General features: G+C 61.8%; 22 protein-coding genes. 15 read left to right on the forward strand and 7 right to left on the reverse strand.

Translation table 11 applies throughout. From position 1 onward, the window contains the following. The first annotated feature begins 2 nt into the window (after positions 1-2). From B9A12_RS04490 to B9A12_RS04540, 11 genes are all read left to right on the forward strand, one after another. Positions 3-308 (forward strand): YlxR family protein, encoded by a 306-nt coding sequence (locus tag B9A12_RS04490; protein WP_084056686.1) that lies wholly within the window; start codon positions 3-5, stop codon positions 306-308. A gap of 73 nt (positions 309-381) precedes the next feature. After that, on the forward strand, positions 382-3,282 hold the full coding sequence (infB, locus tag B9A12_RS04495; RefSeq protein WP_084056687.1) for a translation initiation factor IF-2: 2,901 nt from the start codon (positions 382-384) through the stop codon (positions 3,280-3,282). 355 nt (positions 3,283-3,637) lie between these two features. Further along, on the forward strand, positions 3,638-3,931 hold the full coding sequence (locus B9A12_RS04500; RefSeq protein WP_245802345.1) for a DUF503 domain-containing protein: 294 nt from the start codon (positions 3,638-3,640) through the stop codon (positions 3,929-3,931). A gap of 20 nt (positions 3,932-3,951) precedes the next feature. Continuing rightward, positions 3,952-4,299: a 30S ribosome-binding factor RbfA gene (rbfA, locus tag B9A12_RS04505; protein ID WP_084056688.1), complete on the forward strand. Its 348-nt coding sequence runs from the start codon at positions 3,952-3,954 to the stop codon at positions 4,297-4,299. Then, positions 4,292-5,299, forward strand: coding sequence for a DHH family phosphoesterase (locus tag B9A12_RS04510; protein WP_170920341.1), 1,008 nt, complete (start codon positions 4,292-4,294; stop codon positions 5,297-5,299). The genes rbfA and B9A12_RS04510 overlap by 8 nt, the downstream gene beginning before the upstream one ends. After that, complete coding sequence (gene truB, locus B9A12_RS04515; protein WP_084056690.1) at positions 5,296-6,270, forward strand: tRNA pseudouridine(55) synthase TruB; 975 nt, start codon at positions 5,296-5,298, stop codon at positions 6,268-6,270. The genes B9A12_RS04510 and truB overlap by 4 nt, the downstream gene beginning before the upstream one ends. A 32-nt stretch (positions 6,271-6,302) precedes the next feature. Further along, positions 6,303-6,572, forward strand: coding sequence for a 30S ribosomal protein S15 (gene rpsO, locus B9A12_RS04520; RefSeq protein ID WP_084056691.1), 270 nt, complete (start codon positions 6,303-6,305; stop codon positions 6,570-6,572). Between the two features lie 47 nt (positions 6,573-6,619). Continuing rightward, positions 6,620-8,722, forward strand: coding sequence for a polyribonucleotide nucleotidyltransferase (pnp, locus tag B9A12_RS04525; RefSeq protein ID WP_084056692.1), 2,103 nt, complete (start codon positions 6,620-6,622; stop codon positions 8,720-8,722). Positions 8,723-8,731: 9 nt separating this feature from the next. Then, positions 8,732-10,015, forward strand: coding sequence for a M16 family metallopeptidase (locus B9A12_RS04530; protein WP_084056693.1), 1,284 nt, complete (start codon positions 8,732-8,734; stop codon positions 10,013-10,015). Between the two features lie 345 nt (positions 10,016-10,360). Beyond that, positions 10,361-11,194 (forward strand): MBL fold metallo-hydrolase, encoded by an 834-nt coding sequence (locus B9A12_RS04535; protein WP_084056694.1) that lies wholly within the window; start codon positions 10,361-10,363, stop codon positions 11,192-11,194. After that, positions 11,157-12,092, forward strand: a complete 936-nt coding sequence (locus tag B9A12_RS04540; RefSeq protein WP_084056695.1) for a universal stress protein — start codon at positions 11,157-11,159, stop codon at positions 12,090-12,092. Before B9A12_RS04535 ends, B9A12_RS04540 begins: the two co-directional genes overlap by 38 nt. A gap of 553 nt (positions 12,093-12,645) precedes the next feature. On the opposite strand, the gene secF is transcribed toward B9A12_RS04540, so the two are convergent. The 6 genes from secF to B9A12_RS04570 all read right to left on the reverse strand — a co-directional run bounded on the left by secF (position 12,646) and on the right by B9A12_RS04570 (position 18,580). Beyond that, positions 12,646-13,722, reverse strand: a complete 1,077-nt coding sequence (secF, locus tag B9A12_RS04545; RefSeq protein ID WP_084056696.1) for a protein translocase subunit SecF — start codon at positions 13,720-13,722, stop codon at positions 12,646-12,648. A gap of 42 nt (positions 13,723-13,764) precedes the next feature. Beyond that, the gene (gene secD / locus B9A12_RS04550; RefSeq protein ID WP_084056697.1) at positions 13,765-15,354 is read right to left on the reverse strand and encodes a protein translocase subunit SecD; all 1,590 of its coding nucleotides are present in this window, start codon (positions 15,352-15,354) and stop codon (positions 13,765-13,767) included. 393 nt (positions 15,355-15,747) lie between these two features. Continuing rightward, the gene (gene yajC / locus B9A12_RS04555) at positions 15,748-16,101 is read right to left on the reverse strand and encodes a preprotein translocase subunit YajC (RefSeq protein ID WP_084056698.1); all 354 of its coding nucleotides are present in this window, start codon (positions 16,099-16,101) and stop codon (positions 15,748-15,750) included. An 85-nt stretch (positions 16,102-16,186) separates the two neighbouring features. Then, positions 16,187-17,311: a tRNA guanosine(34) transglycosylase Tgt gene (tgt, locus tag B9A12_RS04560; RefSeq protein ID WP_084056699.1), complete on the reverse strand. Its 1,125-nt coding sequence runs from the start codon at positions 17,309-17,311 to the stop codon at positions 16,187-16,189. 15 nt (positions 17,312-17,326) lie between these two features. Beyond that, complete coding sequence (queA, locus tag B9A12_RS04565; protein ID WP_084056700.1) at positions 17,327-18,382, reverse strand: tRNA preQ1(34) S-adenosylmethionine ribosyltransferase-isomerase QueA; 1,056 nt, start codon at positions 18,380-18,382, stop codon at positions 17,327-17,329. After that, positions 18,383-18,580, reverse strand: coding sequence for a DUF2065 domain-containing protein (locus B9A12_RS04570; protein ID WP_084056701.1), 198 nt, complete (start codon positions 18,578-18,580; stop codon positions 18,383-18,385). Positions 18,581-18,710: 130 nt separating this feature from the next. On the opposite strand from B9A12_RS04570, the gene alr reads away from it, so the two are divergent. The 3 genes from alr to B9A12_RS04585 are packed head-to-tail and all read left to right on the forward strand — an operon-like array spanning position 18,711 to position 22,321. Then, positions 18,711-19,844, forward strand: coding sequence for an alanine racemase (alr, locus tag B9A12_RS04575; RefSeq protein ID WP_084056702.1), 1,134 nt, complete (start codon positions 18,711-18,713; stop codon positions 19,842-19,844). A 60-nt stretch (positions 19,845-19,904) separates the two neighbouring features. Beyond that, on the forward strand, positions 19,905-21,578 hold the full coding sequence (argS, locus tag B9A12_RS04580; RefSeq protein WP_139796487.1) for an arginine--tRNA ligase: 1,674 nt from the start codon (positions 19,905-19,907) through the stop codon (positions 21,576-21,578). Positions 21,579-21,610: 32 nt separating this feature from the next. Continuing rightward, positions 21,611-22,321 carry an SPOR domain-containing protein gene (locus tag B9A12_RS04585; RefSeq protein WP_084056703.1) on the forward strand — a complete coding sequence of 237 codons (711 nt, stop codon included), beginning with the start codon at positions 21,611-21,613 and terminating at the stop codon, positions 22,319-22,321. Between the two features lie 142 nt (positions 22,322-22,463). Here the strand turns inward: B9A12_RS04585 and B9A12_RS04590 are convergent, their stop codons facing one another. Further along, positions 22,464-23,591: a GNAT family N-acetyltransferase gene (locus tag B9A12_RS04590; RefSeq protein ID WP_170920342.1), complete on the reverse strand. Its 1,128-nt coding sequence runs from the start codon at positions 23,589-23,591 to the stop codon at positions 22,464-22,466. Positions 23,592-23,983: 392 nt separating this feature from the next. Between B9A12_RS04590 and B9A12_RS04595 the strand changes: the two genes are divergently transcribed. Next, the gene (locus tag B9A12_RS04595) at positions 23,984-25,363 is read left to right on the forward strand and encodes a dipeptidase (RefSeq protein WP_084056705.1); all 1,380 of its coding nucleotides are present in this window, start codon (positions 23,984-23,986) and stop codon (positions 25,361-25,363) included. Positions 25,364-25,386: the final 23 nt, after the last annotated feature.

The raw sequence follows: 25,386 nt of genomic DNA on the forward strand, positions 1-25,386 counted from the left end.
GTGTGGGACGAACGCACCATATCCCTCATCGAACCTGCCTGGTTTGCCGATCCCGGCAGCCCAAGGCCACGCTCCTGCGCCTGGCGCTGGACGAGCGGGGCCGGGTGGTTCCGGATCCGCGCCAGGTCCACCCGGGCCGGGGCGCCTATGTGTGCCGTGACTGTCTGGGAGGTCTGGCCTTTGACAGGCGCATCCAGAGGGCCTTCCGGGGCCGGGCCACCAGCCTATCTCCACTCCTGCAACGTTGGATTGGAGACCGGGACGAGACGCCCCCGGACGGCGGCTTTCAGGAGGACACACAACCATGAACGCGTAACGGAATGGAAACAGGCCGCTAGGCGGCTTGCATAGAAAGTGTTTGGACACAGGGGGGACGGTTGCATGGCACGAGTCAGGGTGCATGAATTAGCAAAAGAATTGGGAATGAACAGCAAGGAGCTCATTGATCGGATCCTCAAACTGGGCATCCCGGTCAAGAACCACATGAGCGCCTTGGACGATTCGGCGGTGACCAAGATCCGCGCGCATCTTCAGGCGGGAACTCCCGAGAAGGTGGAAGAAAAGCGTATCGGTCGGCGTGTCATCCGCAGAAGAAAGAAGGCGGAAGAACCCAAACCGGCGCCGGCCGAACCGCAACCTGAACCCGTGGAGGTCTCCGCAGAGGCGCCGCCCATCCAGGAGCACGGCCGGGAGGAACCGCCCGCGGCAGAGGCGGTGGAAATCTCCCCGGCGGAAGCCGAGCCGGAAACGCCCCCCGCGCCTGAAGAGGCTCCCTCCACCGAGACAGCCGCGCCGGAGGCAGCACCGGAGATGCCGGTAGCGCCCGAACCTCACGCAGCCCCCCCCACTGCGGAGGAAACGGACGCCGCGGCGATCGCCCCCCCCCAAGTCGCCACCCCAGAGGCCTCGGAACCCGAACCGGCCCCTTCCACCCCCGAACCCGCCGAGCCGAGCGCGGAAGGCGTCCCGGAAGAGGCCATGCCGGCCGATACCCCGCCGGTAACGGAGGCGGCCCCGGAGCCGGCAGCGCCACCACAGGAAGCGCCCGAACCGACAACGGACAAGGAAGCGGTCCCGGAAGAACAGCCGGCCCAAGAGGCGCCCCAAGAGGCGGCAAAAGAAGGTCCTGCCGAAGAGGAGGAGGACCGCGCCAAAAAGAAGAAGGGCAAGCGGCGCAAACGCAAGCGGCGTAAAGACGAGCCGGCCAAGATCATCCGTTTGCCGGAGCTCATACCGGGTGAGGCGGAGGAAGAACCGGAGATCCCCGCTCCCGCGGCCCGCTTCGCTCCGGACGAACAGGTGAGCCGCGAGCCTTTGCGAAAGAAGAAGGTCCGAAGCGACAAAGAGGATGCAGGCAAACGCCCGCGCCGGGCCCGCAAGGAAGTGGTGGGCCGCGAAGACCTTTATTCCAAAAAAGAGCTGAGGGCCCAGGCGGAAAGGGGCCGCGGGGCCTCCAAGAAGGGAGCGCCCAAAGAGGCGCCAAAGCCGGCCGCCACCGTCCCCAAAGCCGCCAAGCGCCGCATCCGCATCGATGAGGCCATCACGGTGGCCAATCTGGCCAAGCAGATGGGCGTCAAGGCCACGGAGATCATCAAGAAGCTGCTGCTTCTGGGGCTTCCGGCCAACATCAACCAGGCCATCGACTTCGACGCCGCGGCCCTGGTGGCCTCCGAGTTCGGCTATGAAGTGGAAAAGGCGGGATTCGAGGAAGAAGACATCCTGCAGGCCACGGAAGACAAGCCCGAAGACCTGCAGCCCCGTCCCCCCGTGGTCACGGTCATGGGCCATGTGGACCACGGAAAAACCTCGCTGCTGGACGCCATCCGCCATACCAACGTGATCGACGGAGAGGCGGGCGGCATTACCCAGCACATCGGCGCCTACTTTGTGGAGATGGATGGCGGGCGCATCACCTTCCTGGACACGCCGGGCCACGAAGCCTTCACGGCCATGCGCGCCCGTGGCGCCAAGGTCACCGACCTGGTCATCCTGGTGGTGGCCGCCGACGACGGCGTGATGCAGCAAACCATCGAGGCCATCAACCACTCCAAGGCGGCCCAGGTGCCCATCATGGTGGCCATCAACAAGATCGACAAACCCAACGCCAACGTGGACCGGGTGAAGAGGGAGCTGGCCGAACACGGCCTCATTCCCGAAGAATGGGGCGGCGATACCACCATGGTGGAGATTTCGGCCAAGAAGCGCATGGGCATCGAGGAGCTGATGGAGATGGTGCTGCTCCAAGCCGAGCTCCTGGAACTGAAGGCCAACCCCAACAAGCCCGCCAGGGGCCGGGTCATTGAGGCCAAGCTGGACAAAGGCCGCGGCCCGGTGGCCACCGTGCTGGTCCAGGAAGGCACGCTTCGCGAAGGCGACGTCTATGTGTGCGGCACCTACTTCGGCAGGGTGCGCAGCCTGTTCGACGACAAGGGCCGGCGCATTTCGGAGGCCGGCCCGTCGGTGCCCGTGGAGGTCCTGGGTCTGTCGGGAGTGCCCAACGCCGGAGATGACTTCATCGTGCTGGCCGACGAAAAGCAGGCCAAACAGGTGGCGGAACACCGCCAGATGAAACATCGGGAAAAGGAGTTGAGCCGGTCCACCAAGGTGACCTTGGAGCGACTCTACGAACAGATCCAGGAAGGCCAGATCAAGGAAGTCAACGTCATCCTGAAATCCGACGTTCAGGGCTCCCTGGAAGCCATTCGGGATTCGATCCAGAAGCTTTCCACCCAGGAGGTGAAAGTTTCTTTGATCCATGCCGGAACCGGCGCCATCTCCGAAGGCGATGTGATGCTGGCCTCGGCGTCCAACGCCATCATCATCGGCTTCAATGTGCGGGCAGACGCCAAGGCACAGGAGCTGGCCGAGCAGGAACAGGTGGACATCCGCTACTACGACGTCATCTACCAGATCATCAGCGACATCAAGGAAGCCATGGTGGGCCTTCTGGAGCCCGACTACCGGGAAGAGGTGCTGGGCCGGGTCGAAGTGCGTCAGACCTTCCACATCTCCCGCATCGGTACCGTTGCCGGCTGTTATGTGACCGACGGCAAAGTGGAGCGCAACGCCAAGGTCCGCCTCATTCGGGATGGCGTGGTGGTGTGGGACGGCAAACTGGCCTCGCTGAAACGCTTCAAGGACGACGTCCGGGAGGTCAGCGCGGGCTTCGAGTGCGGCATCACCATCGAGAACTTCAATGACATCAAGGTGGGGGACCAAATCGAAGTGTACAAGATGGTGGAGGTGAAGCCGACCCTCGGTCCGGAGGATGGAAACGCGTAGGAGCTTGCCTGGAAACGCCAGGTTGCTCCCTTCTTGTACGGACGAAGGCTTGGGACTGCCAGGCGGGCCCGTGCCGCCGGCCTGGCCATGCCGCCGTAGGGCGGGTTCCGAACCCGCCCCCACACGGCGCAAACGGAGCCAGAAGGCAGAGCGGAATTTCAGCCGGTCAGAAATCCCCCAAAAGGCCGCAAGGCCATTGTGGGACAGGCTCCAAGGCCTTGTGCGAGACTTTCCAAGCGCGTCGCTTGCGCCGAGAGGGGGAGCCCTCAAGCGCGGGCTGAAATTCCGGATCTCCGTTGTCACGACGACGCGTGGCGCCGGGGATGGCGAACGCCAGGCATTGAAGGAAACGCGCATGTCGGTGACCGTAGGGATCGCCCGTATTACGTTCAGGCTCCATGACAACCACTCCCTCAAGGGCAAGCGCAAGGTGGTCAAGAGCCTGATCGAGAAGAGCCGGCATCGGTTCCAGGTCTCCATCGCCGAGGTGGAAGATCTGGACGTGTACCAGCGGGCGACACTGGGAGTGGCCGTCATCGGGAACAACTCCCGCGTGCTCAACTCCCTCCTGGACCGCGTCATCGATTACATGGAATCCCTGGGGTTGGCGGACCTGGAGGATTCGGACATTGAATTGATCTCCCTATGAGCGGAGGTCTGTGAGGAACCATGGAATACAAAAGAGCGGATCGCGTGGCAGATGTGTTGCAACGCACCATTGCCGAATTGCTCTATCGGCGCGTGCGCGATCCCCGACTGACCAAGATCACCATCACCGGCGTGAAGCTGAGCGACGACTTGCGATACGCCAAGGTCTTCTATTGCATGACGGGGACAGTCGAGGAACGCGACCAGGCGGCGGCGGCCCTGGACAAGGCCACGCCCTTCATCCGCCGGGAAGTGGGGCAACGGGTCCACATGAAGTACTTGCCCACCCTGACGTTCCTTTACGACGAATCTTTCGATTACGGCGAAAAGATCGAGCGGCTTTTGCATGAGTTGCGCCACGATGAATGAGAACAGGGTCTCCGTGTTGCACGACATCCAGCAGGCCATCCGGCAGGCAAAGCGATGTGCCGTGGCCACCCATGTGCGCCCGGACGGCGACGCCGTGGGGGCCTTGCTGGCCGCCGCCACCCTTCTTCGGAAGCTGGGCAAACAGGTGGACGCCTATTGCCAGGACCCTCCCCCGCCGGGCCATGATTTCCTGGCAGGCGTCCAATCCATCCGGCACACGTGGGATCCGGATGCGGACTACGATGCGGCCTTCCTCGTGGACTGTGGCGAACTGCAGCGGGTGGGAGGCGTTCTGGCCGAAAAGATCATCAGGGTACCTGTGATCGTCAACATCGATCACCACGTGAACCACGATCCCTTCGGCACCGTGGCCTGGGTGGACCCTCAGGCCAGCAGCACCTGTGAGATGCTCTACACCCTGAGCCGCCATCTGGGGGTGGAACCGGACAAGGACATGGCCGAGCAGCTCTACACGGGCATTCTCACCGACACGGGATCCTTCCGGTTTTCCAACACCACCCACAAAGTGTTGAGGATGGCGGCGGAGCTGGTGGCGCGTGGGGCGGAACCGGCCTTCATCGCCGGCCGCGTCTATGACTCCGCGTCCCCGGGACGGCTGCACCTCCTGGCCAAGGTGTTGGAGACGGTGGAATACCATGCGGACTGCCGCCTGGCCACGGCCCAGCTGACTCAGGCCATGTTCCGACAAACCCACACCAATCGGGAGGACGCCGAAGGGTTCATCAATCACCTGCGCAGCGTTAAGACCGTGGTCATGGCCGTCTTGTTCCGGGAAGACGTGGATCAGGTGGTCCACGTGAGCCTTCGTTCCAAGTCCCCTGTGGATGTGGCGGCCTTCGCGCGAGCCCACGGTGGCGGCGGGCACCGGCACGCGGCGGCGTTTCGCATGCAGGGACCCCTGGAGCAGGTGCGCCATGCCGTGACGCGAGAGGCCGTCCGGTTGCTACAGCGTACGGCGAATCAAGAGGCGTTGCGATGAGATGCGGAGCCTCATCCGGTACGGGGGCCCAGACCGTGGGCCACGCCCCCAAAAGGGAGCCCATGCCCAGCGGGCTTTTGCTGGTGGACAAGCCCGAAGGGTGGACGTCCCATGACGTGGTCCACCGGTTGAGAAAGTGGTTCAAATGGAAGAAGGCCGGCCATTGCGGCACCCTGGATCCCTTCGCCACGGGCCTCCTGGTGGTGTGCGTCAACGAGGCCACGCGTATCGCGGACCAACTGGTGGGTCAAGACAAGAGCTACCGGTTTTCCATGCGGCTCGGCGTGGAAACGGACACCCTGGATCGGACCGGCCGGATAACGGGTCGTTATGACGGCCCCCCGGTGAGCCACCAGGCCCTGGTGGAGGCGCTTCGAGCCTTTGAAGGCCCGCAGCTCCAGCAGGTGCCGAAGTTTTCGGCCGTGAAGGTCAAGGGCCGGCGCCTCTACGAATGGACCCGGGCCGGCGTCGCCGTGGAACGGCCCAAACGGCCAGTGATCATCCATCGCCTGCAAGTGATCCGGTACCAATGGCCGGACGTGGAGTGTGACATTACCTGTTCCAAAGGAACGTATGTGAGGCAATTGGCGGAGGACGTGGGGGCGCAGTTGGGCTGCGGCGCCCACGTCACCGCTCTTCGGCGCACGGCCAGCGGGCCGTTCGCCCTGGAGGACGCATTGTCCTTGGAAACGCTCAAGGGTTGGCGCGGCGCCATGGAGTGGACATCCCATCTGATTCCGCTCCACGCGGCCCTTTCCCATCTGCCTGCTTTGGTGATCGAGGAACCGACCCTACGGGAACAGCTACAACGCGGACATCTCTCTCAACAGTGGCTGGATACCCACGCGGCGGTTGTGGAAGGACAGATTGGCCCCGTTCGTTTGATGGGCTCCGACAACGCGCTGCTGGCCCTTTGGTGGCCCGCCGCACAACCCGGAGAGCGTCGTCTGAGGATTTTTCACCAACCCTGACAAGGCACATCAACGCAAAAGGAGGAACAACCGTGGTTCTGACGCCTGAAAGGAAAAAGGAGATCATCGAGGATTTCAAGATTCATCCTTCGGACACGGGGTCGCCGGAAGTGCAGATCGCCATTCTCAGCGAGCGGATCAAGTACCTGACGGAGCACTTCAAGGTCCACAAGAAGGACCATCATTCCCGACGCGGCCTCTTGAAACTGGTGGGCCAGAGGCGCCAGTTGCTCAACTACTTAAAAAGGAAAAACATCGATCGCTACCACACTCTGATCGAGCGATTGGGCCTGCGCCGCTAAGCGGCCGGTATGTGTGAGTTCGACGGAGTCAACAAAGGAAGTCATTTATGAAAAAGACAGTGCAAGTGGAAGTGGGCGGACGGCCGCTCATTCTGGAAACCGGTCACGCCATCAGACAAGCCAGCGGATCGGTCTTCGTGCGATACGGGGACACGGTGGTGATGGTGGCGGCCGTCAAGGAAGATCGGGTGCGCGAAGGCATCGACTTCGTCCCCTTGATGGTCGAATACCAGGAGATGAGCTACGCCGCGGGCCGCATTCCGGGGGGCTTCTTCCGCCGCGAGGTGGGTCGGCCCAGCGAGAAGGAGACGCTCACTTCGCGCCTCATCGACCGGCCCATCCGGCCCCTCTTTCCCAAGGGTTATTTCTACGAGACGCAGGTGATCGCCACGGTCCTGTCCGTGGACCAGGAAAATGAACCCGACGTGGCCGCCATGACCGGCGCGTCGGCGGCCCTGCACATCTCCAACATCCCGTTCGCCGGTCCCATCGCCGCGGTGCGCGTGGGCCGCGTGGACGGAAAGTTCATCGTCAACCCCACCACCAGCCAATTGGAACAAAGCGACATGAACGTGGTGGTGGCGGGCAGTCGCGACGCCGTGGTGATGGTGGAAGGCGGGGCCCAGTTCGTCCCGGAAGACGACATGCTGGAAGCCATCGATGTGGCGCACAAGGCGATTCTTCCCCTGTTGGATGCACAGGACGAATTGCGCCGCCTGGTGGGCAAGCCCAAGGACGAGATTCCTGAACCGGTCGTGGATTCCAACCTGGAAGAAACCGTGCGGCAGCTGGCGACCGAGGAAATGGCCCACGTCATGACCATCGCCGACAAGCTGGAACGAAGGGACGCCAAAAAGGCCCTGAAGCAGCGGGTTTTGGAGGCGGTGGCCGAGCAATTCCCGGAGCAGCACAAGGATGTGGAGCACGTCCTGGAGGTCCTGGAAAAGGAGATCGTGCGGGGTATGATGGTCCGTGAAAGACGTCGGATCGACGGACGGGCCTTTGACGAGATCCGCCCGCTCAGCATCGAGGCCAGTCCCCTGCCCCGCACCCACGGATCGGCCCTCTTTCGGCGCGGTGAAACCCAAGTGTTGGCCGTGACCACGCTGGGCTCTTCCAGCGATGAACAAAAGATCGAGGCGCTGACCGGGGAGACCTTCAAGTCCTTCATGCTGCACTACAACTTTCCCCCGTATTGTGTGGGGGAAGTTCGCCCGCTGCGCGGTCCGAGCCGGCGTGAAATCGGCCACGGGGCCTTGGCCGAACGGGCCGTCAGATCCATCCTGCCTTCCAACGGAGAGTTTCCCTACACCATCCGTGTGGTGTGCGAGGTGCTGGAATCCAACGGATCCAGTTCCATGGCCTCGGTGTGCAGCGCCTGCCTGGCTCTCATGGACGCCGGAGTGCCGGTTTCGGAGATGGTCGCCGGCATCGCCATGGGGCTGGTGAAAGAGGGAGACGACTTCATCATCCTCTCGGACATCCTGGGAGATGAAGATCACCTGGGGGACATGGACTTCAAGGTCACCGGCAATGAGCGTGGGATCACCGCCATCCAGATGGACGTGAAGATCCCGGGCATCACGCGCGAGATCATGAAGCGAGCCCTGGCCCAGGCACGGGACGGCCGCCTCTACATCCTGGGCAAGATGCGCCAGGTCCTTTCCGAACCCCGTTCGGAACTGTCCCCCTATGCGCCCCGGATGGAAAGCATCCAGATCAACCCGGACAAGATCCGCGATGTGATCGGGCCGGGCGGCAAGATGATCCGATCCATCGTGGCCGAAACCGGGGCCAAGATCGACATCGAGGATTCGGGCCGGGTGGTGATCATGAGCCCGGACAAGGAGGCCTGCCAGAAGGCCATCGACAAGATCCGCGCTCTGACCCAGGAACCGGAGGTGGGACAGGTCTATATGGCCCGGGTGACCAAGGTGACGGACTTCGGCGCCTTTGCCGAGATCCTGCCCAACACCGATGGCCTCATCCACATCTCTCAGCTGGACCACAAGCGGGTTCAGAAGGTGACGGATGTGGTGAAGGAAGGCGACGAGGTCTTGGTCAAGGTCATCGACATCGACCGGGAAGGCCGAGTCCGCTTGAGCCGCAAGGCCGTGCTGGAAAAACCTCAGGGCCGAAAGAAGAGCTGAGAGGGCGATTTGGTTCAAAAAACGACGCTGACCAACGGCATCCGCCTGGTGACGGAACGGATTCCGTCCGTCCACTCCGTCGCCATGGGCATCTGGGTGAACGTGGGGTCCCGCGATGAGCGGGGCCCGGAAAGAGGGATCACCCACTTCATCGAGCACATGCTCTTCAAGGGCACCCAGAGGCGTTCCGCGCTCCATATCGCCAAGGAATTGGATGCCGTTGGCGGCTTCGCCAATGCCTTCACATCCAAGGAAAATGTTTGCGTGCACGCCAAGGTCTTGCACACCCACCTGCCCTTGGTGGTGGATGTGCTGACCGACATCTTTCTCCATTCCACCTTTGCGCCCGACGAGATGGAGCGGGAGCGCCAGGTGATCCTCCAGGAAATCAGCATGATCGAAGATTCCCCGGAGGATCTGGTCCACATCCTTTTTCAACAGGAATTTTGGAAGGACCACCCACTGGCCAACCCGATCTATGGGACTCCCGGGACGGTGCGGGCCCTGGACCGGGAAAAGGCCTTGGACTACATGACCCGCCGCTTCCGGCCCCCCAGGATCGTGGTGGCCGCCGCGGGCCTTGTGGAACACCAGGCCTTCGTGGAATTGCTGGGCCCGACCCTGAGCGATCTGCCCGGATCCGAATCGGCTGCCCAGAGGCGACCGCCGGCCTTGCACCCCCACAGGCAGGTGGTGGCCAAGGACCTGGAGCAGGTGCACCTGTGCCTGGGCTTTCCGGGGTGCTCCCATTCGGACCCCGACCGGTTCGCCAGCCATGTGCTGAACGTGGTCCTGGGCAACAGCATGAGCAGCCGGCTTTTCCAGGAGGTCCGGGAAAAGAGAGGGCTGGCCTATTCCGTTTATTCCTTCGCCAATTCCCACGAGGATACGGGTCTGATGGGCATCTACGCGGCCGTGGCCCCGTCCCAGGTGGAGGAGACCGCCCGCGTGATCCAGGACCAGATGGCCCGCCTGGTCGTCGAGTCCATCACGGAAGAAGAGCTGAGCGCCGCCAAGGAGTACCTGAAGGGAAGCATGTACCTGAATGCGGAGAGTACCGATTCACGCATGAACCGGCTGGCCAAGAACGAAATCGTCTTTGGTCGCTGGGTCTCTTTTCAGGAAGTGGAAGAACAGATCGACAACGTCACCACCGAGGACGTGCGCCGTTGGCTGCAAAGCGTCTATCGCCCGGAAAGCACTGCTGTCACGCTCCTGGGCCCGGTGACCCAAGAGGTTCTCCACAGGTGCTTCCCGGCCCCGCCGCTTGAGGCCGTCGCCCAATCCTCCTGAGGCCTTCTCGTGGAGAGGCGAATGCCCTTCTTTCCTGCAGCCGGACGGCCCCCATGCCCTCGTGGTCGGGGAAAGGAGCAACCGCTCCCAACCCCAGGAAAGCCGCAAGCAATACACGGTGAAGGGCGGGGCACGAAACAGGGCGTCTCCGCCCAAGGCGGGATGCAAGGCGCCGTACCTGCTTGTCTTTGTGGGACGGATTTCCAACCGGCCCCGCCACGTGGACAAGGCCCATCACGACCCAGACCGCCCGAATGCGTTGGCGCTCCCCATCCCTTGTCACAGGACGCGGGATTTACGGACTTGGGATCGCCGCTTTCATTGACCAGCTTTTGAGAGGAACCCATGGCCCTCTTCTTCCAGGCGCTAGCCAGCGGATCCAAGGGAAATGCGATCCTGGTGGGAACCAACACCACCTGGGTCCTTCTGGACGCCGGCCTGAGCGGCAAGGAGATCGAAAGGCGCCTTTCCCAAAGCCCCATCGGCCCCAGAAGCCTTCAGGCCTTGCTGGTCAGCCACGAACACAGCGACCATGTGCGAGGCGTGGGGGTGCTCAGCCGCCGCTACGACCTGCCCGTCTATTTAACCCAAGGCAGCTTGGAATCCATGCCCAGCTCCGTGGGGGAACTGGCACACACCAACCTCATTCAGCCGGGTCGTTCCTTTTCCATCGGCGACCTGACAATCCATCCCTTCGCGTTGCCCCACGATGCGGCGGACCCGGTGGGGTTCATCCTGGAACAGGGTGGCTGCCGGCTGGGCGTCTGCACCGACTGTGGAACCGCCACCCAGCTTGTGCGCACCCGACTGCAACGCTGCCATGGTCTGGTGTTGGAAGCCAACCACGACATGGACCGTTTGCTCCAGGGACCCTATCCCTGGCACCTGAAGCAACGCATCCGCAGTCGACACGGTCATCTCAGCAACGAGGACAGTTGCCAACTGCTTGGTCAAATCCACCACGTGGAGCTGCAGGTGGTGGTGTTGGCCCACCTGAGTGAAGTGAACAACCACCCGGATCTTGTGAAACAAACATTGCGTAACCGCCTGGAACCTGCCATTCTGGAAACAACCCAATTCGAAGTGGCCCTTCAAGGCGAGCCCACATCCGTTCACCACGTCGCCAGGACAGGAGGTCACCATGGAACTCTTACCCAAGGCCTTTCTCCTTCCCATTGACGATACCGAAGAATCCCTGAGGCCCATTCGCTTCCTGACACGCCTCTATCCCGACCGCTCCCACATCAGCCTCACCCTCCATTACCTGACGCCTCCCCTCCCCCCTGTTTACAAGGAAAAGAACCGCACCGATGCACAGATCGCTCAGAAAAAGGCCTTTGTGGCGGCGCGCGAGGAGGCCGCTCGCAAGGCCTGTGCGCGAGCCAAGAAGGTGCTGGTGGATTCCGGATTCACTGAGGAGGTCATCCACGAATTCGTCCAGGAGAAGGAATTGAGCGTGGCCCACCACGCCTGCCGCCTGGCGGACATCAAGCGGGTGGACGCCGTCGTTCTCCAAAAGCAGACGAGTTCACGACTGGAAGGCTTCCTCAAGGGAGATCACACGTCCGCCCTCTTGCATCACTGCCTCATCAGCCCCATTTGGTTCGTGGACGACGAGGTGGACCCGTCCAAGGCCTTGGTTCTCCTGGCGGACAACGATCCCTCCCTGCGTGCCTTGGACCACGCGCTTTTCATGCTCGAAGAGACCCCCACCCAGATGGAGATCGTCCACTTTTCCAAGAAGGCCTCCCAGCCCCTCACCTCTCCCCTGGACCCGCTGGAGCCTTCCCTGGAACGCTGGATCCGCACCAGCGGCACGGGATATGCCACGTTCTTTCAAAAGGCGCAGGTCATGGCCCTGGATGCGCAGGTGGCCCCCGATCGCATCCGCATCTGCGTGCAACCCAGTCGGGGAAAGCTTCCCGCGGAAATCCTCGCCTACGCCCGCCAGGCAGGTGCCGGCATCTTGGTGCTCGGCCACGGTGGCTCCGGGGGCACCTGGGGATTTCTCAAAAGCTCGCTCACCAAGAAGATCCTCACCGACTTTCGTCATCAGGCCGTCTGGGTCAACCAATAAGGGATGCCCACACATGGCTGTCAAGAGCGATCGGGCCCTGGTCCCCCACGGGCCCGATCTGCCTGACGAACTACACCCTCAGCCCAGCCCGCCTCCCTCAAGAGGAAAGGAAAACGAAAGAACCCATCACCCCATGGGCTGCTGAATGCCGGATTGAATGGGGACGGCCCTGGATCGGCATGATTCCACGGTGCATCCATCGTCGCGGGGCGTTCGTCGCAGGGAAACGTGCCACCGTTATCCCTTAAAAAAAACGAAAATAGGGACAATCCCGCGGGTTGTCCCTACAAAAGCCGCGCGCAGCGGCCTCCACTTCAAGAAGGCCGACTTCGGACAAGCGCTTGGACCTAGTCCCAAAGGGGCCAGGATGCCCCCTTCTTGTGCGGACGGAAGGTTGGGACTTTCAAGCAGGCTTGTCCTGCTGGCCTTGCCATGCTTTTAGGGGCGGGTTCCAAACCCGCCCCTAAACAGCTCAAAAAACATCACATGGAACAGTGGAATTGCATTTGTCAGAAAGCCGCAAAAGGCCAAGAGGCCATTGTCAGCCAACATCCTAGGCGCGGGCGGCTGTCCGGCTCCTTCGAGCTTGCCCTCCAGGGGCCCAGTCCTGGTAGAGGATGAGAAGGGGACTGGCGATAAAGATGGACGAATAGGTCCCCACGACCACGCCGATGAGCAGCGCAAAGGCGAAATCGTGAATCACCGTGCCCCCCAGCACAAAGAGCGACAGAACAACTGCCAGGGTGGTTCCGGACGTGAGGATGGTCCGGCTCATGGTCTGGTTGATGCTCCGGTTGACCAGCACCTTGAAGTCTTCCCGCTTGGAGGACCTCAGGTTCTCGCGGATGCGGTCAAAGACGATGGTCGTATCGTTGAGTGAGTAGCCCACGATGGTGAGCAGGGCGGCCACGACGGTCAGGGAGAATTCCTTGTTGGTGATGGCGAAGGCCCCCAGGGTGATGAGCACGTCGTGGATGAGGGCGAGCACCGCAGCCAAGGCATAGGGCAGGCGCAGCACCCAACAGAGCACCACGGTGAGCAGCAGGGCCCCAATGATCAGGTACGTGGGAGGCATGCCCAACAGCCGCAATACGTACACCCCCGCCAAGAGACCGCCGGCCATGATGCCGCTGGTCCCCCACTTCAATTCGAAGCGCCCGGAGATGTACAGGGCGATGAAAAGCAGGGAGTAATAGATGGCCAACAGGGCCTTCTGGCGAAGGTCCTTGCCCACCTTGGGCCCCACCATTTCCGCGCGCCGAATGGTCGACTTGCCTGGGCCGAAAACCTTGTCCAGGTGTTCCTGAATGGCCTCGCCCACGCTCTTGGTTTCGGCGCTTTTCACGTCCGCTCGCACCAGAAATTCATTGTCTTCCCTGGCGCCCACCTGCTGGATGGCGCTGCGGCCGATCCCCAGGTCCTTGAGGGCTCCCCGGATCTGCTCGGGCGTCGTGGTCTCCTGAAACTTGACCTGAACCAGCGTTCCCCCGGCGAAATCCACGCCCAGGTTCAATCCGCCGCGCCACACCAGAGCGGCCAGACCCAGCAGAATCACCACCACCGAAAGCGTGATGGCCTTGAAACGCATGCCCACAAAATTGACGTTGATGTCCGGCTTGATGAGTTCCATGGTCGTCGTCTTCTTCTCCTTCTCGCACCCCAAACGGACCGGTTAAATGCTGATGGAGCGAACCCGCCTCTGGACCAACAGGTAATCGAAGATGAGCCGCGAGACGATGATGGCCGTAAAAAGGCTGGCCACGATACCGATACTCAAGGTCACCGCAAAGCCCTTGACCGGGCCGGTTCCGAACTGGAACAGAACCACGGCGGCGATCAAGGTGGTGATGTTGGCATCCAGGATGGTGAGCGTGGCCCGAGCGAACCCGGCATCCACGGCGGCCCGCGGCGTCTTGCCCAGCCGCAGCTCCTCACGGATGCGCTCGAAGATGAGCACGTTGGCGTCCACCGCCATGCCGATGGTCAAGATGATACCCGCGATGCCCGGCAGGGTGAGGGTCGCCCGGAACGCCGCCAGGGCGGCCATGATCAGCACCACGTTCAGGACAAGGGCCACGTTGGCGATCACCCCCGAGACCCGATAGTAAACGGCCATGAAAAGCAGAATCAGCACAGATCCCACCACCATGGACAGAAAGCCCTGATGGATGGAATCGGCGCCCAGGGAGGGGCCCACGGTCCGCTCTTCCAGAATCGTCACAGGGGCCGGCAGCGCGCCCGCTCTCAGGACGATGGCCAGATCCCGGGCCTCTTCCATGCTGAAGGACCCCGTGATGCTGGCGCGCCCTCCGCCGATCTTTTCCTGGATGACCGGGGCCGAATACACCACACCGTCCAGCACGATGGCCAGCCGTTCCTTCACATGCTCCCCGGTGATCCTTTCAAACAGGCGGGCGCCTTGCGGATCGAACTCCAGTGCCACGTACGGCGTGTTGTATTGCGTGTCGATCCGAACGCTGGCGTTGGTGATGTATTCGCCGGTCATGAGGGTGCGGTCCTTGAGGGCGATCTTGGTCTCGAAGGTCCGGCCCGTGTTGGGATCGAATCGCTTCATGGGATGGACGCGGACACCGGGCGGCAGGGACTTGGCGTTGGGATCCACCCCTTCGGCCACCAGCTTGAATTCCAACAGGGCGGTCTTTCCGATCAGATCGATGGCCCTCTGGGGATCCTTGACCCCGGGAAGCTGCACCAAGATACGGTCCTCACCTTGCGGCCGAATATCCGGCTCACTCACACCAAACTGGTCGATGCGGTTGCGGATGGTCTCCAATGCCTGCTTCACAGCCAGATCCCGGATGCGGGCCGCTTCCTTTTCGGAAATACGACAAAGCACGGTGGTGGCACCCTCTTCCGTTGCCGCCGCCACCCAATCCAGGATCGGAAACTGCTTTTCGACCAGAGACCTCAAGGAGTCCAGAGCGCCCGCGTCGGCCAACTCCACCTGGATATCCCCGCCCTTGGTGCGCTTGATGGTCCGAAAGGGAATCCGCTCACTGCGCAGGGTATCCTTCATCTCATCCACCAGGCGCTCCACCGTCGTGCGCACAGCTTCGTCCGCCTGCACTTCCAGAACCAGGTGCATCCCTCCCTGCAGGTCCAAGCCCAGATGGATCTTGTCATTGGGCAATGTCTCCTTCCACCACGCAGGCAAGGAGGCATTGAGAGACGGCAGCAGGTAGACGATTGCAACCAGCATCACCCCAGCGATCAGAATGGCTCGCCACCGTAAGTCCTTCAATCCACGTCCTCCTTAATACAACACACGATCCGTCCCATCCGTGGTCGTGACCCGCCAAAACATGTGAACACTCCCTTGGGAGCGCCCTGAGTCCGGAGCGAGCCCAAGCGGGCTGCCCCTAGGAGCCTGTCCGATAACGCCCAGGTTGCTCCCTGCGGGCCCGTGTTGTCGGCCTAACTTTGCGGGAGTAGCAGCGGGTTCCGAACCCGCCCCCTACCAAGCTCAAAAACATCGCATGGCACAGTCGAATGGCATTTGTCAGAAGGGCCCAAAGGCCAAGAGGCCATTGTCAGCCAACTTCCCAGGATGCTTTCCGCTTCACGACCGTTTCCAGAAGGAACGATCCCTTCCGACAGCCGCATCACCTTCCGGCCGATCCGCTGCCATGGAGCATCAGGCGCCGTTTTCCGCCTTGTTTTCCCCGCGGCTCAGAAGCGCAGCCACGTAGCCTCGCTGAACCTTCACGCGGACCTTGTCCGCGATTTCCAAAGTCACCACGGCATCCGTAAGCCCCGTGATCCTCCCCTGCAAGCCGCCCTGGGTGACCACCACGTCTCCCTTCTTCAGGTTGGCCAGCATGTTGCGGTGCTCTTTCTGGCGTTTCTGCTGGGGCCGGATCAGCAGGAAATAGAAGATGACCACCATGAGGATCAAGGGTGCAAAGGCCGCCAAGCCGCCTCCGGCCGCCTGTCCTGCGCCTCCCTGTCCTGCGCTACCCATAGCGTGAGCCACACTGAAAAGATCCATCGATTCCTCCATTTAATTCACTGCTCCACAAGAAAACGCTTCCCATTGGGCAATCGAACCCTTAAACGATATTTTCCCCGTTTTGTCAATCGCTGGTCCCACCCCCGTCGCGGTTCGCGTAGAATCGGCGCCGCCACTCGGCAAAGGCCCCCGCTTCCAGGCTGTGGCGGATCTGCTCCATGAGGCCCAGATAGTAGTGCAGGTTGTGAAGGGTGTTCAGCCGATAGGCCAGGAGCTCGCGCGCCATGAACAGGTGGCGGAGGTACGCCCTGGAAAAGTGGCGGCAGGTGTAACACCCGCATCCGTCTTCGATGGGACGCGGATCATCGGCATAGCGGGCGTTCTTGATCTGGATCGATCCCCAAGAGGTGAAGAGCATACCATTGCGGGCATTGCGTGTGGGCATGACGCAATCGAACATGTCCACGCCGCAACGAACCCCCTCCACCAAGTCCTCGGGCGTCCCCACGCCCATCAGGTACCGAGGCTTGTCGGCAGGCAGCAGCGGAGCTACGTTTTCCAGGACCGCCAACATCTCCTCTTTGGGCTCCCCCACGGACAAGCTCCCGATGGCATAGCCGGGCAAGTCCAATGCCGCCAGCTGTTCGAGACACGCCCTGCGCAGATCCAGAAAGGTGCTACCCTGAACGATCCCGAACAGCGCCTGGTCCTCCCTCCCATGCGCCTCCAGGCAGCGTCGAGCCCACCGCACCGTCCGCTCCATGGAGGCCTTGGCATATGCGTAGGTCACCGGGTAAGGCGTGCATTCATCAAAGCACATGGCGATGTCCGATCCCAGGGCTTCCTGAATCTCCACGGACTTTTCGGGCGTGATGACATGGCGGGATCCATCGATATGGGACTGAAACGAGACCCCCTCCTCCTCGATGGTGCGGATCTTTGCCAAGCTGAAGACTTGAAACCCGCCGCTGTCGGTCAGGATGGCGCCTTTCCAACCCATGAACTGGTGGAGACCGCCCAACCGGGCGATGCGTTCCGCCCCGGGTCTCAGGTAGAGGTGGTATGTGTTGCCCAGGAGGATGCGAGCCCCCAGGTCTTCCACCTCCTGAGGCGTCAGGCTCTTGACGGTGGCCTGCGTCCCCACGGGCATGAAGACGGGGGTTTCCACCACCCCGTGGGTGGTGCGAAAGCGCCCTCGGCGGGCGTGTGATTCCCTGTCCCGGCAGATGAGTTCAAAATGCACCAGCATGTCCTTTCCCAGGGGTTACAGGATGAGCATGGCGTCGCCATAGCTGAAAAATCGATAGCGCCGCTCCACCGCCTGGCGGTAAGCCGCCAGGATCCTTTCTCGTCCCGCAAAGGCGGATACCAGAAGGATGAGCGACGTCTTGGGCAGGTGGAAGTTGGTGATCATGGCGTCCACCACCCGGAAGCGATACCCGGGATAGATGTAGTGGCGGCAAAGGCCCGACCACGCCCGGACCTCCCCGCAACGGGCGGCCACCCATTCCAGAGTCCGCACGACGGTGGTGCCCACCGCCACCACCCGCCGTCCCTCCAATTGGGCCGAACGAACCGCCTCGGCCGCCTGGGAGGAAATCTCCGCGTATTCGGCGTGCATGGTGTGTTCCCGGATATCCCGGACGCGAATGGGCGCGAAGGTGCCATAGCCCACGTGGAGGGTCAGCCTGGCCGTACGAACCCCAGCGCCTTCCAAATCCCTGAGCAACTCCTCCGTAAAGTGCAGTCCCGCCGTGGGAGCCGCCACGGCCCCGGGGCGGTGTGCATAGACGGTCTGATAGCGGTGCCGGTCCTCATGCAGCTGCGCGCGATTGTCCCTCTCAATGTAGGGCGGAAGCGGCACCCTGCCCCATTTTTCCAAGGCGTCCAAGAGATCGTCACAATGGAAGAGCACCCGCGCCCGGCCGTCCACTGGATCGGAGAGTACGGTGACTTGCAGGGTTTCTTCCAGCCGGAGGCGCATTCCCTTGCGGGGCGGCTTGGATGCCTTGACAAGGCAGGTGTAGCCTTCCCGCCGGCCCGCTTCCGGGTCCTGATAGGGATCCAGGACCAGCAGCTCCACGCGGCCCCCGGTTTCTTTTCGCCCCAACAGCCGGGCGGGCACCACCTGGGTGTCGTTGACCACCAGCAGGTCTCCGGGGCGAAGATAGTCCTTCACATCCGAAAAGGACCGGTGTTCCACAGCCCCGGTCGTCCTGTGAAGGACCAGCAACCGGCAGGCATCCCGACTGGCATCCGGGTGCTGCGCCACCAGGTGCTGGGGTAGCGCGTAGTCGTAATCGTCCAGGTTGTAGGCCATTCAAGGCGCTCCGTGCCGGCGTCCCAGATAGACCAGTCCCAATCCCACCGCCATGAGAACACCGCCCATAAGCCGCAGCTGATCGGAAGGGAGCCTCGCGATGTGCTTCAGCCACTGCTTGATCCGATCCGGAAAGGCCGCATAGGGAAGCCCTTCCAGAAAGCACACAAGCCCCAACGCTGTGAGAAGGTAGTCCATTCGGGTCCGCCTTTCCTATTGCAATCCATTTGATTTTCTTGGCAATCAAGCGCCGATGCCCTATCATAGCCTCTTTGTTTTGTAAAGAACGGCCGATCCGGTTTCACGAGTCGAAGACAGGGAGGATGCAGTGGCACTCAACTGGGTGGAAATCGATCTGGCGGCTTTGCGACACAACTTTCAGCAGGCCAAGGACAGAATTTCGAAGGACACGGCGATCCTGGCCGTGGTCAAGTCGGACGCCTACGGGCATGGGATGGTTCCCGTGGCAAGGGAACTGGCCGCCATGGGCGCTCGTTTTTTCGGCGTGAGCAAGTTCTGGGAAGCCATGGCCCTTCGCGATGCGCACATCACCCAGCCCATCCTGGTGCTGGTCGGCATTGAGGCCCAGGACTGCGAAGACGCCATTCGTCTCGGCATCCGGCCCGCTCTGTACCGGCTCGATCACGCGCAAAGGCTCAATGACACCGCCCGCAAGCTGCAAACCCGGGCCAAGGTTCATGTGAAGGTGGATACCGGCATGGGACGGCTCGGCGTGCCGTTGTCGGAGCTGGAATCTTTCTTGAAAGGACTGGGAGGCTTCGAGCACCTGGAGGTGGAAGGGGTCTTTTCCCATTTCGCCACCGCCGATGAGCGGGACAAACACTACAGCGCTTTGCAGATGGAGCGCTTTTCCCGGGCGCTGGATCTTTTCCGAAGGCACCGCGTCCCCTTCACCTACGCCCACATGGCCAACAGCGCCGGGACACTGGATCTGCCCGGAGCCCACCACCAGCTGGTGCGACCGGGCATCATGCTCTACGGATCGCCTCCTTCCCATGAGCTTCATCACCCGGCACATCTCAAGCCCGTGATGAGCCTCAAGGCCCGCGTGGTCCAGGTCAAACAAGTCCCCCAAGGACATCCCATCGGATACGGTAGAACCTTCACCGCCCCCCAGGACATGCGCTTGGCCACCGTTCCCGTGGGATACGACGACGGGCTTCCGCGCCTCCTTTCCAACAAGGGTTCCGTTCTTATCCGCGGGCAGCGCGCTCCCATCGTGGGACGCGTCTCCATGAACATGATCACGGTGGATGTCAGCGCCATCGCCGAGGTGCGGGAAGACGACGAAGTGGTGGTGCTGGGAAGCCAGGGATCGGAACGGATCACCGCCGACGAAATCGCAGCCCTTTGCGGCACCATCAGCTACGAGATCTACTGCAATGTGGGCAAGAATCCACAGCGCCTCTTTGTCAATGCGAGCGCCGGTCTTGCATCCTGATTCGGGCGGGTCTATAAAGCGTGTCTTTGTCACCAACGTACCCAATGGGAGGACCCACACATGGCATTGATCCGCGAACGACTCACGCACATGCTGCAGCGCGCCGTCCAGGACCTGCTGCGGGATTCCGGCATCTCCAATGAGCAAGACCTGCGGGTGGAGCTGGAAATTCCCAAGATTTCCGATCACGGTGACTACGCCACCAATGCGGCCATGGTCCTGACCAAGCCGCTGCGACGCAACCCGCGGGAGATCGCCCAGGCGATCATCGACAGGATGGAAGGCCGCCACGAACTGCTCGCCAGCGTGGAGATCGCCGGCCCGGGATTCATCAATTTCTTCATCCGCCCGGAGGCCTGGGCGGATGTGGTCCGAGACATCCACGCCAAGGCCGACGCCTACGGCCTGCAGGACCTGGGAGGGGGGAAGCGTTTCCAGGTGGAATTCGTGAGCGCCAATCCCACGGGCCCGCTGCACATCGGCCACGGCCGGGGAGCCGCCATCGGCGATGTGCTGGCCAACATCCTCCGCGCATGCGGCTACCAGGTGGACAAGGAGTACTACATCAACGACGCAGGAAAGCAGATGCAGACCCTGGGCCGAAGCCTCTACCTGCGGTACCTGGAAGCCCTGGGAGTTCCCATCGATTTTCCCGACGACCACTATCGGGGCGACTACATGAAGGATCTGGCCCGGGAGGTTGTGGGTCAGATGGGGGATCGTTACAAGGACACGCCCGAGGACGAGGCCCTGCCCTTCTTTACCAAGTACGCCGGGGACCACATCCTGGACGGCATCCGCCAAGACCTGGAAGCCTTCGGCGTCCGCCACGACGTCTGGTTCAGCGAACAAAGCCTGCACGATGCAGGGGAAGTGCAAAAGACCATCGAGGCCCTGGAACAAGCCGGCTACATCTATGAAGAGGACGGAGCCAAATGGTTCCGGAGCACCGCCTTCGGCGACGAGAAGGACCGGGTGGTGGTTCGAGCCAACGGCTTGACCACCTATTTTGCCGCCGACCTGGCCTACCACAAGAACAAATTCGAAAGGGACTACGATACGGTCATCGACGTCTGGGGCGCCGACCACCACGGCTATGTGGCGCGCATGAGCGCAGGCATCCAGGCGTTGGGGCGCAAGGCGTCGGACCTGCGGATCATCCTGGTGCAACTGGTGAACCTGCTGCGCGGAGGAAAGCCCGTGGCCATGTCCACCCGAGCGGGTGAGTTCGTCACCCTCCGAGAGGTGGTGGACGAAGTGGGAAAAGATGCGGCCCGCTTCATCTTCCTCACCCGCCGCTCCGACAGCCCCCTGGACTTCGACCTGGAAGTGGCCAAGATGCAGAGCAACGACAACCCGGTCTACTACGTCCAGTACGCCCATGCCCGCTTGTGCAGCGTCTTTCAGGTGGCCCGGGAAAAAGGGGTTCCCTGCTCCTGGAGCGTTCCACCGGACCTCTCCCCCCTCACCCACCCCAAAGAACTTGAACTGATGAAACTACTGGGCGAATATCCCCAGGTGGTGGCGGCGTCGGCGCTCCAATTGGAGCCGCACCGGATCCCTTACTACTTGAACGAGCTGGTTTCGTGCTTTCACAGCTACTACAACCAGAACAGGATCCTGGGAGAAGAGGAAGCGACCACCCAGGCCCGCCTCTATCTGGCGGCTGCGGTGCGCACGGTGATCCGAAACGCCCTGGGGCTCCTGGGGGTGGATGCCCCGGAAAAGATGTAGTCGTCTTCTGCCTGTGAGGGCGAGGTGCACTCATGGCCCGCAACAAGGCACAAGCATCCAAACGCGGCACCCAGAGGGACCGGCCACGCGTCCGCCTATCCCTACAGCTGACCCTCGGCCAATGCGTGGTGTGTGCCCTGGTCTTCTTGGTGTGCCTGGCTTGGATCTTTGTGGCGGGGATCCTGGTGGGAAGAACCAGCTCACCCCAGGGGGCTGACGTCTCCTGGATGCCCCCGCCCCTGGCCCATCTGTTGGGCCTGGACCGCCCACCCCCTGCGCCCGATCCCCACGCCGCGGACACTTGGCTGCCGCCGGAAAAGATCCTGGCTTCCCTCCAATTTGAAAAGACCCTTCCGCAAGAGACGAACAAAGCGCCGCGCGTATCTCCGGGCCCCTCCGCCCAGCCCGCGCCGGCACAAAAGGACGGCTCGTCGGCCCTCACCCAGGGGCAAGCCAACGGAACCCCCGCTCCGGAATCGTCCGAGGGGACCTACGCGCTGATGGTGGCGTCCATGCGGCACCGGGAAAACGCCTTGTCCATGGCGGATCGTCTGAAAAAAGAAGGCTACCAGCCCCAGGTGGAGCGTGTTTCCATGGGAGACCAAGACGTTTGGTACCGGGTGACCCTGGGCTCCTTCGCCTCCCGCCAGGAAGCCCTCGAGTTTGCAGCCCGGTTCAACCGGGAACAAAACCTGGAGGCCTTGGTGATCCAAAAGGAAGCACCCTCCGGCGAGTCCCCGTAGCATCCAGCCTTTGCATGCGTCCTGGGACCACCATGGCCACCAGGAGATGGATCACGGGCCGAGGACGCCAAGCGGCGCAAGCCTCACACCTTCCTCACCCATCCCGCAGTGGGCCCGGCGGTGACTGTCTCTTTGAGGAACCTCATCGGGGCGGAATCTGCCCCGTCGATCCACGGAGACGGCCCAGGATGGAATGGGCGAAGCGGGCTTCCTCGTCGCCGTAGAACTTGATGTAGTGCTGGGCCGAGGCCTTGGCGAATCCCCGGTACGACTTGTGCTCCCCGCCGAATCCGGGATCGAATACCTGGATGCCCTCTTCAATGGCATAACGGATGGGTTGATAGTAACAGGTGGCAAAATGCAGAAAGGGAACGGAACTAAACGTTCCCCAATAACGACCGTAGAGAAAGTCCTTTTTGCGATAAAAGACGGCCAATGCCAGGAGATCCCCATCGCGTCGGGCCGCACAGAATAGGGTGCGATGCCGAAATCTTTCTCCCAGTAGGTGAAAAAACCTTCGGTTCAGGAAGGGCGGGATATCCCGGCCCATGTATTTGCGCCACGTATGGATATAGAAATCGTACATCCTGTCGTAGAATGCGTCCGGGGCATGGTCCCCTTGCAGGATCTCAATCCCGACGCCCTGGGCCTTGATGTCTCTCAATTCCCGCCGAATCTTGTGCCTTCGGCTGGACCGAAACGATTGAAGAAAGTCGTCGAAGGATCCATACCCCCGATTGGTCCACAGACAGTATTCACTCCGAATCCCCACATAACCCTTTTCCAGCAATACGTCATGAACTCCCGGAGCCGAATCCACGAAGAAATAGATCCGTGAGGTGGCAAGGCTGTTGGTATCACAGAGAAAATCGATGTAATCGCTCAGCACCGCATAGAGGCGCCTGGGATCCTGGCTCCTGCCGTAGAGCACCTTGTAGGCGGGCACGGGAGTCAGCGGCACGGTGGCCATGAGCCCAACGTGGTAGGGGTGACCCGTCAATTCCCCCAAAAACCGCAGCAGGCCTCCGTCGCCGAATTCCACCCAGGGCCGCAGCCGCTCGTACATCGGGGCGATGGCGATCAGGTCCCGCCCTTCGTAGATCAACACATGCCGCGGACGAAAGCCCCTCTCTTCCGTCAACACACCGGATTTTTCCAAACAATAGAGATACTCCCACTCCATCATGGGAGGCGCATTCCAGCACAGCCGGTTCCATAGGTCCGGGTCCACACGATCCACCCCGGAGACGATCTCAAAACGTACCGCCATGGTCATCCTTTCGCTGAAAACCTTCTCTTGAAGCTGGACCGATCCTAAAGCACCCGCCACGTCCGGTCAACGCGTGGGTGCCCGTTTGTCCCATGCAAAGGGGCGCGCCAAGGCACTAAGGAATCACACGAGGGGCGACCATGGGGTGGCAGCTGGATTGCCGCCGATCCCAATCGCATCCCAAGTTCCCCGGACAGGCGCCCAAAGCGCTTTGCTATCATTGCAGCGGGCAGCCGATCCCCGCGGCCACGGAGGAAATGGAAATGCACCTGCACCTTGGGGCGGAGAGCCATTTTCGGACAAGCTCCTAGGAACGAACCACAAAAGGGAGTATGCTAGGGGCGTCAGGATAGAGCCGTAGCCGGAAAGATCTTCACAAAGGAGCAGCCTTCATGAATTTGAACGATATTTTCGAAAAGATCGATTCCAATCACGAACGATACGTGCAGGAGCTGGTGGAACTCCTTTCCATTCCCAGCGTCAGCACCTATTCCCATCACAAGGGCGATGTACAGCGGGCCGGCGAATGGATCGCGGCCATGTGCCAGCGGCTCGGTTTGGATGCCCGGCTCTACCCCACCGACGGCCACCCGGTAATCTTGGCCTCCCACTGTCCCCATGCGGACCGCCCCACCCTTTTGATCTACGGGCACTACGACGTGCAACCCCCGGAACCCGTGGATGAATGGGTCACGCCTCCCTTCAGCCCCACCGTTCGGGATGGATTCGTCTATGCCCGCGGGGCCAGCGACGACAAAGGGCAAGTCTTCACCTACCTCAAGGCCATCGAAGCGTTGATGGCCGTCCGAGGAGAACTGCCGATCAATGTGAAGCTCCTGGTGGAAGGCGAGGAGGAGATCGGCAGTCCCCATCTGGGAGCCTTCCTAGGCCAACACAAGAAACTGCTGCAAGCCGACGCCATCGCCATCTCCGACGGCGCCCAGTTTGCCCCGGACGTGCCCGCCATCACCTACGGCCTTCGCGGTTTGGCCTATATGCAGTTGGATGTGACAGGTCCCCGGGTGGACCTCCATTCGGGAAGCTTCGGCGGCCTGGTCATGAATCCCATTCAGGCCCTATCCACCATCCTGTGCAGTTTGAAGACGGACGGAGACCGCGTGGCCATCGACGGCTTCTACGATCAGGTGGTGGACTTGGCCCAGTGGGAACGGAAAGCGATGGCCGAGCTTCCTCTGGATGTGGACCAGCTCCAGGAATATCTGGGCGTGGAAGATCTTTACGGGGAAGACGGATACTCCCCGCTGGAACGCAAGACAGCGCGACCCACCCTGGACATCAACGGGGTGTGGGGGGGCTTTGCGGGCGAAGGGGCCAAGACGGTGATCCCATCCAAGGCGGGAGCCAAGGTGAGCATGCGGCTGGTGCCCAATCAGGATCCGGACAGAATCGCCGAACTGTTTCGGGCCCATGTGGCCAAGGTGTGCCCAGCCGGCGTGCAGGTGAAAGTCACCCACCTGCACAGCGCCAAGCCCGTGCTGGTTTCCAGGGATCTTGCCCAAGTGCAGGCTGCCGCCCGGGCCATTCGCACGGGGTTCGGCAAAGACCCGGTCTTCATCCGCGAGGGGGGATCCATCCCCATCGTCAACCTGTTCAAGGAAGAATTGGGCTTGGAGGCCATTTTGCTCTTGGGATGGGGACGCCCCGACGACGGAGCCCATTCACCCAATGAAAGGTTTTCCTTGGAAGACTTCAGGAAGGGGATCCGTTCCGCCGTGGCCCTTTTCCATGAGCTGGCCGGGGAGCAACCGTAAGGGAGAACGGCAAGGGGCTTGCC

The organism is Desulfacinum hydrothermale DSM 13146, from assembly GCF_900176285.1.
Classification (GTDB): Bacteria; Desulfobacterota; Syntrophobacteria; order Syntrophobacterales; family DSM-9756; genus Desulfacinum; species Desulfacinum hydrothermale.

Bases quoted from the DNA above. Each gene is read 5' to 3' on its own strand.
- infB (WP_084056687.1), top strand. From the start codon at position 382: ATGGCACGAGTCAGGGTGCATGAATTAGCAAAAGAATTGGGAATGAAC.
- B9A12_RS04500 (WP_245802345.1), top strand. From the start codon at position 3,638: ATGTCGGTGACCGTAGGGATCGCCCGTATTACGTTCAGGCTCCATGAC.
- rbfA (WP_084056688.1), top strand. From the start codon at position 3,952: ATGGAATACAAAAGAGCGGATCGCGTGGCAGATGTGTTGCAACGCACC.
- B9A12_RS04510 (WP_170920341.1), top strand. From the start codon at position 4,292: ATGAATGAGAACAGGGTCTCCGTGTTGCACGACATCCAGCAGGCCATC.
- truB (WP_084056690.1), top strand. From the start codon at position 5,296: ATGAGATGCGGAGCCTCATCCGGTACGGGGGCCCAGACCGTGGGCCAC.
- pnp (WP_084056692.1), top strand. From the start codon at position 6,620: ATGAAAAAGACAGTGCAAGTGGAAGTGGGCGGACGGCCGCTCATTCTG.
- B9A12_RS04535 (WP_084056694.1), top strand. From the start codon at position 10,361: ATGGCCCTCTTCTTCCAGGCGCTAGCCAGCGGATCCAAGGGAAATGCG.
- B9A12_RS04540 (WP_084056695.1), top strand. From the start codon at position 11,157: ATGGAACTCTTACCCAAGGCCTTTCTCCTTCCCATTGACGATACCGAA.
- secF (WP_084056696.1), bottom strand. From the start codon at position 13,722: ATGGAACTCATCAAGCCGGACATCAACGTCAATTTTGTGGGCATGCGT.
- yajC (WP_084056698.1), bottom strand. From the start codon at position 16,101: ATGGATCTTTTCAGTGTGGCTCACGCTATGGGTAGCGCAGGACAGGGA.
- tgt (WP_084056699.1), bottom strand. From the start codon at position 17,311: ATGCTGGTGCATTTTGAACTCATCTGCCGGGACAGGGAATCACACGCC.
- queA (WP_084056700.1), bottom strand. From the start codon at position 18,382: ATGGCCTACAACCTGGACGATTACGACTACGCGCTACCCCAGCACCTG.
- B9A12_RS04570 (WP_084056701.1), bottom strand. From the start codon at position 18,580: ATGGACTACCTTCTCACAGCGTTGGGGCTTGTGTGCTTTCTGGAAGGG.
- argS (WP_139796487.1), top strand. From the start codon at position 19,905: ATGGCATTGATCCGCGAACGACTCACGCACATGCTGCAGCGCGCCGTC.
- B9A12_RS04585 (WP_084056703.1), top strand. From the start codon at position 21,611: ATGGCCCGCAACAAGGCACAAGCATCCAAACGCGGCACCCAGAGGGAC.
- B9A12_RS04590 (WP_170920342.1), bottom strand. From the start codon at position 23,591: ATGGCGGTACGTTTTGAGATCGTCTCCGGGGTGGATCGTGTGGACCCG.
- B9A12_RS04595 (WP_084056705.1), top strand. From the start codon at position 23,984: ATGAATTTGAACGATATTTTCGAAAAGATCGATTCCAATCACGAACGA.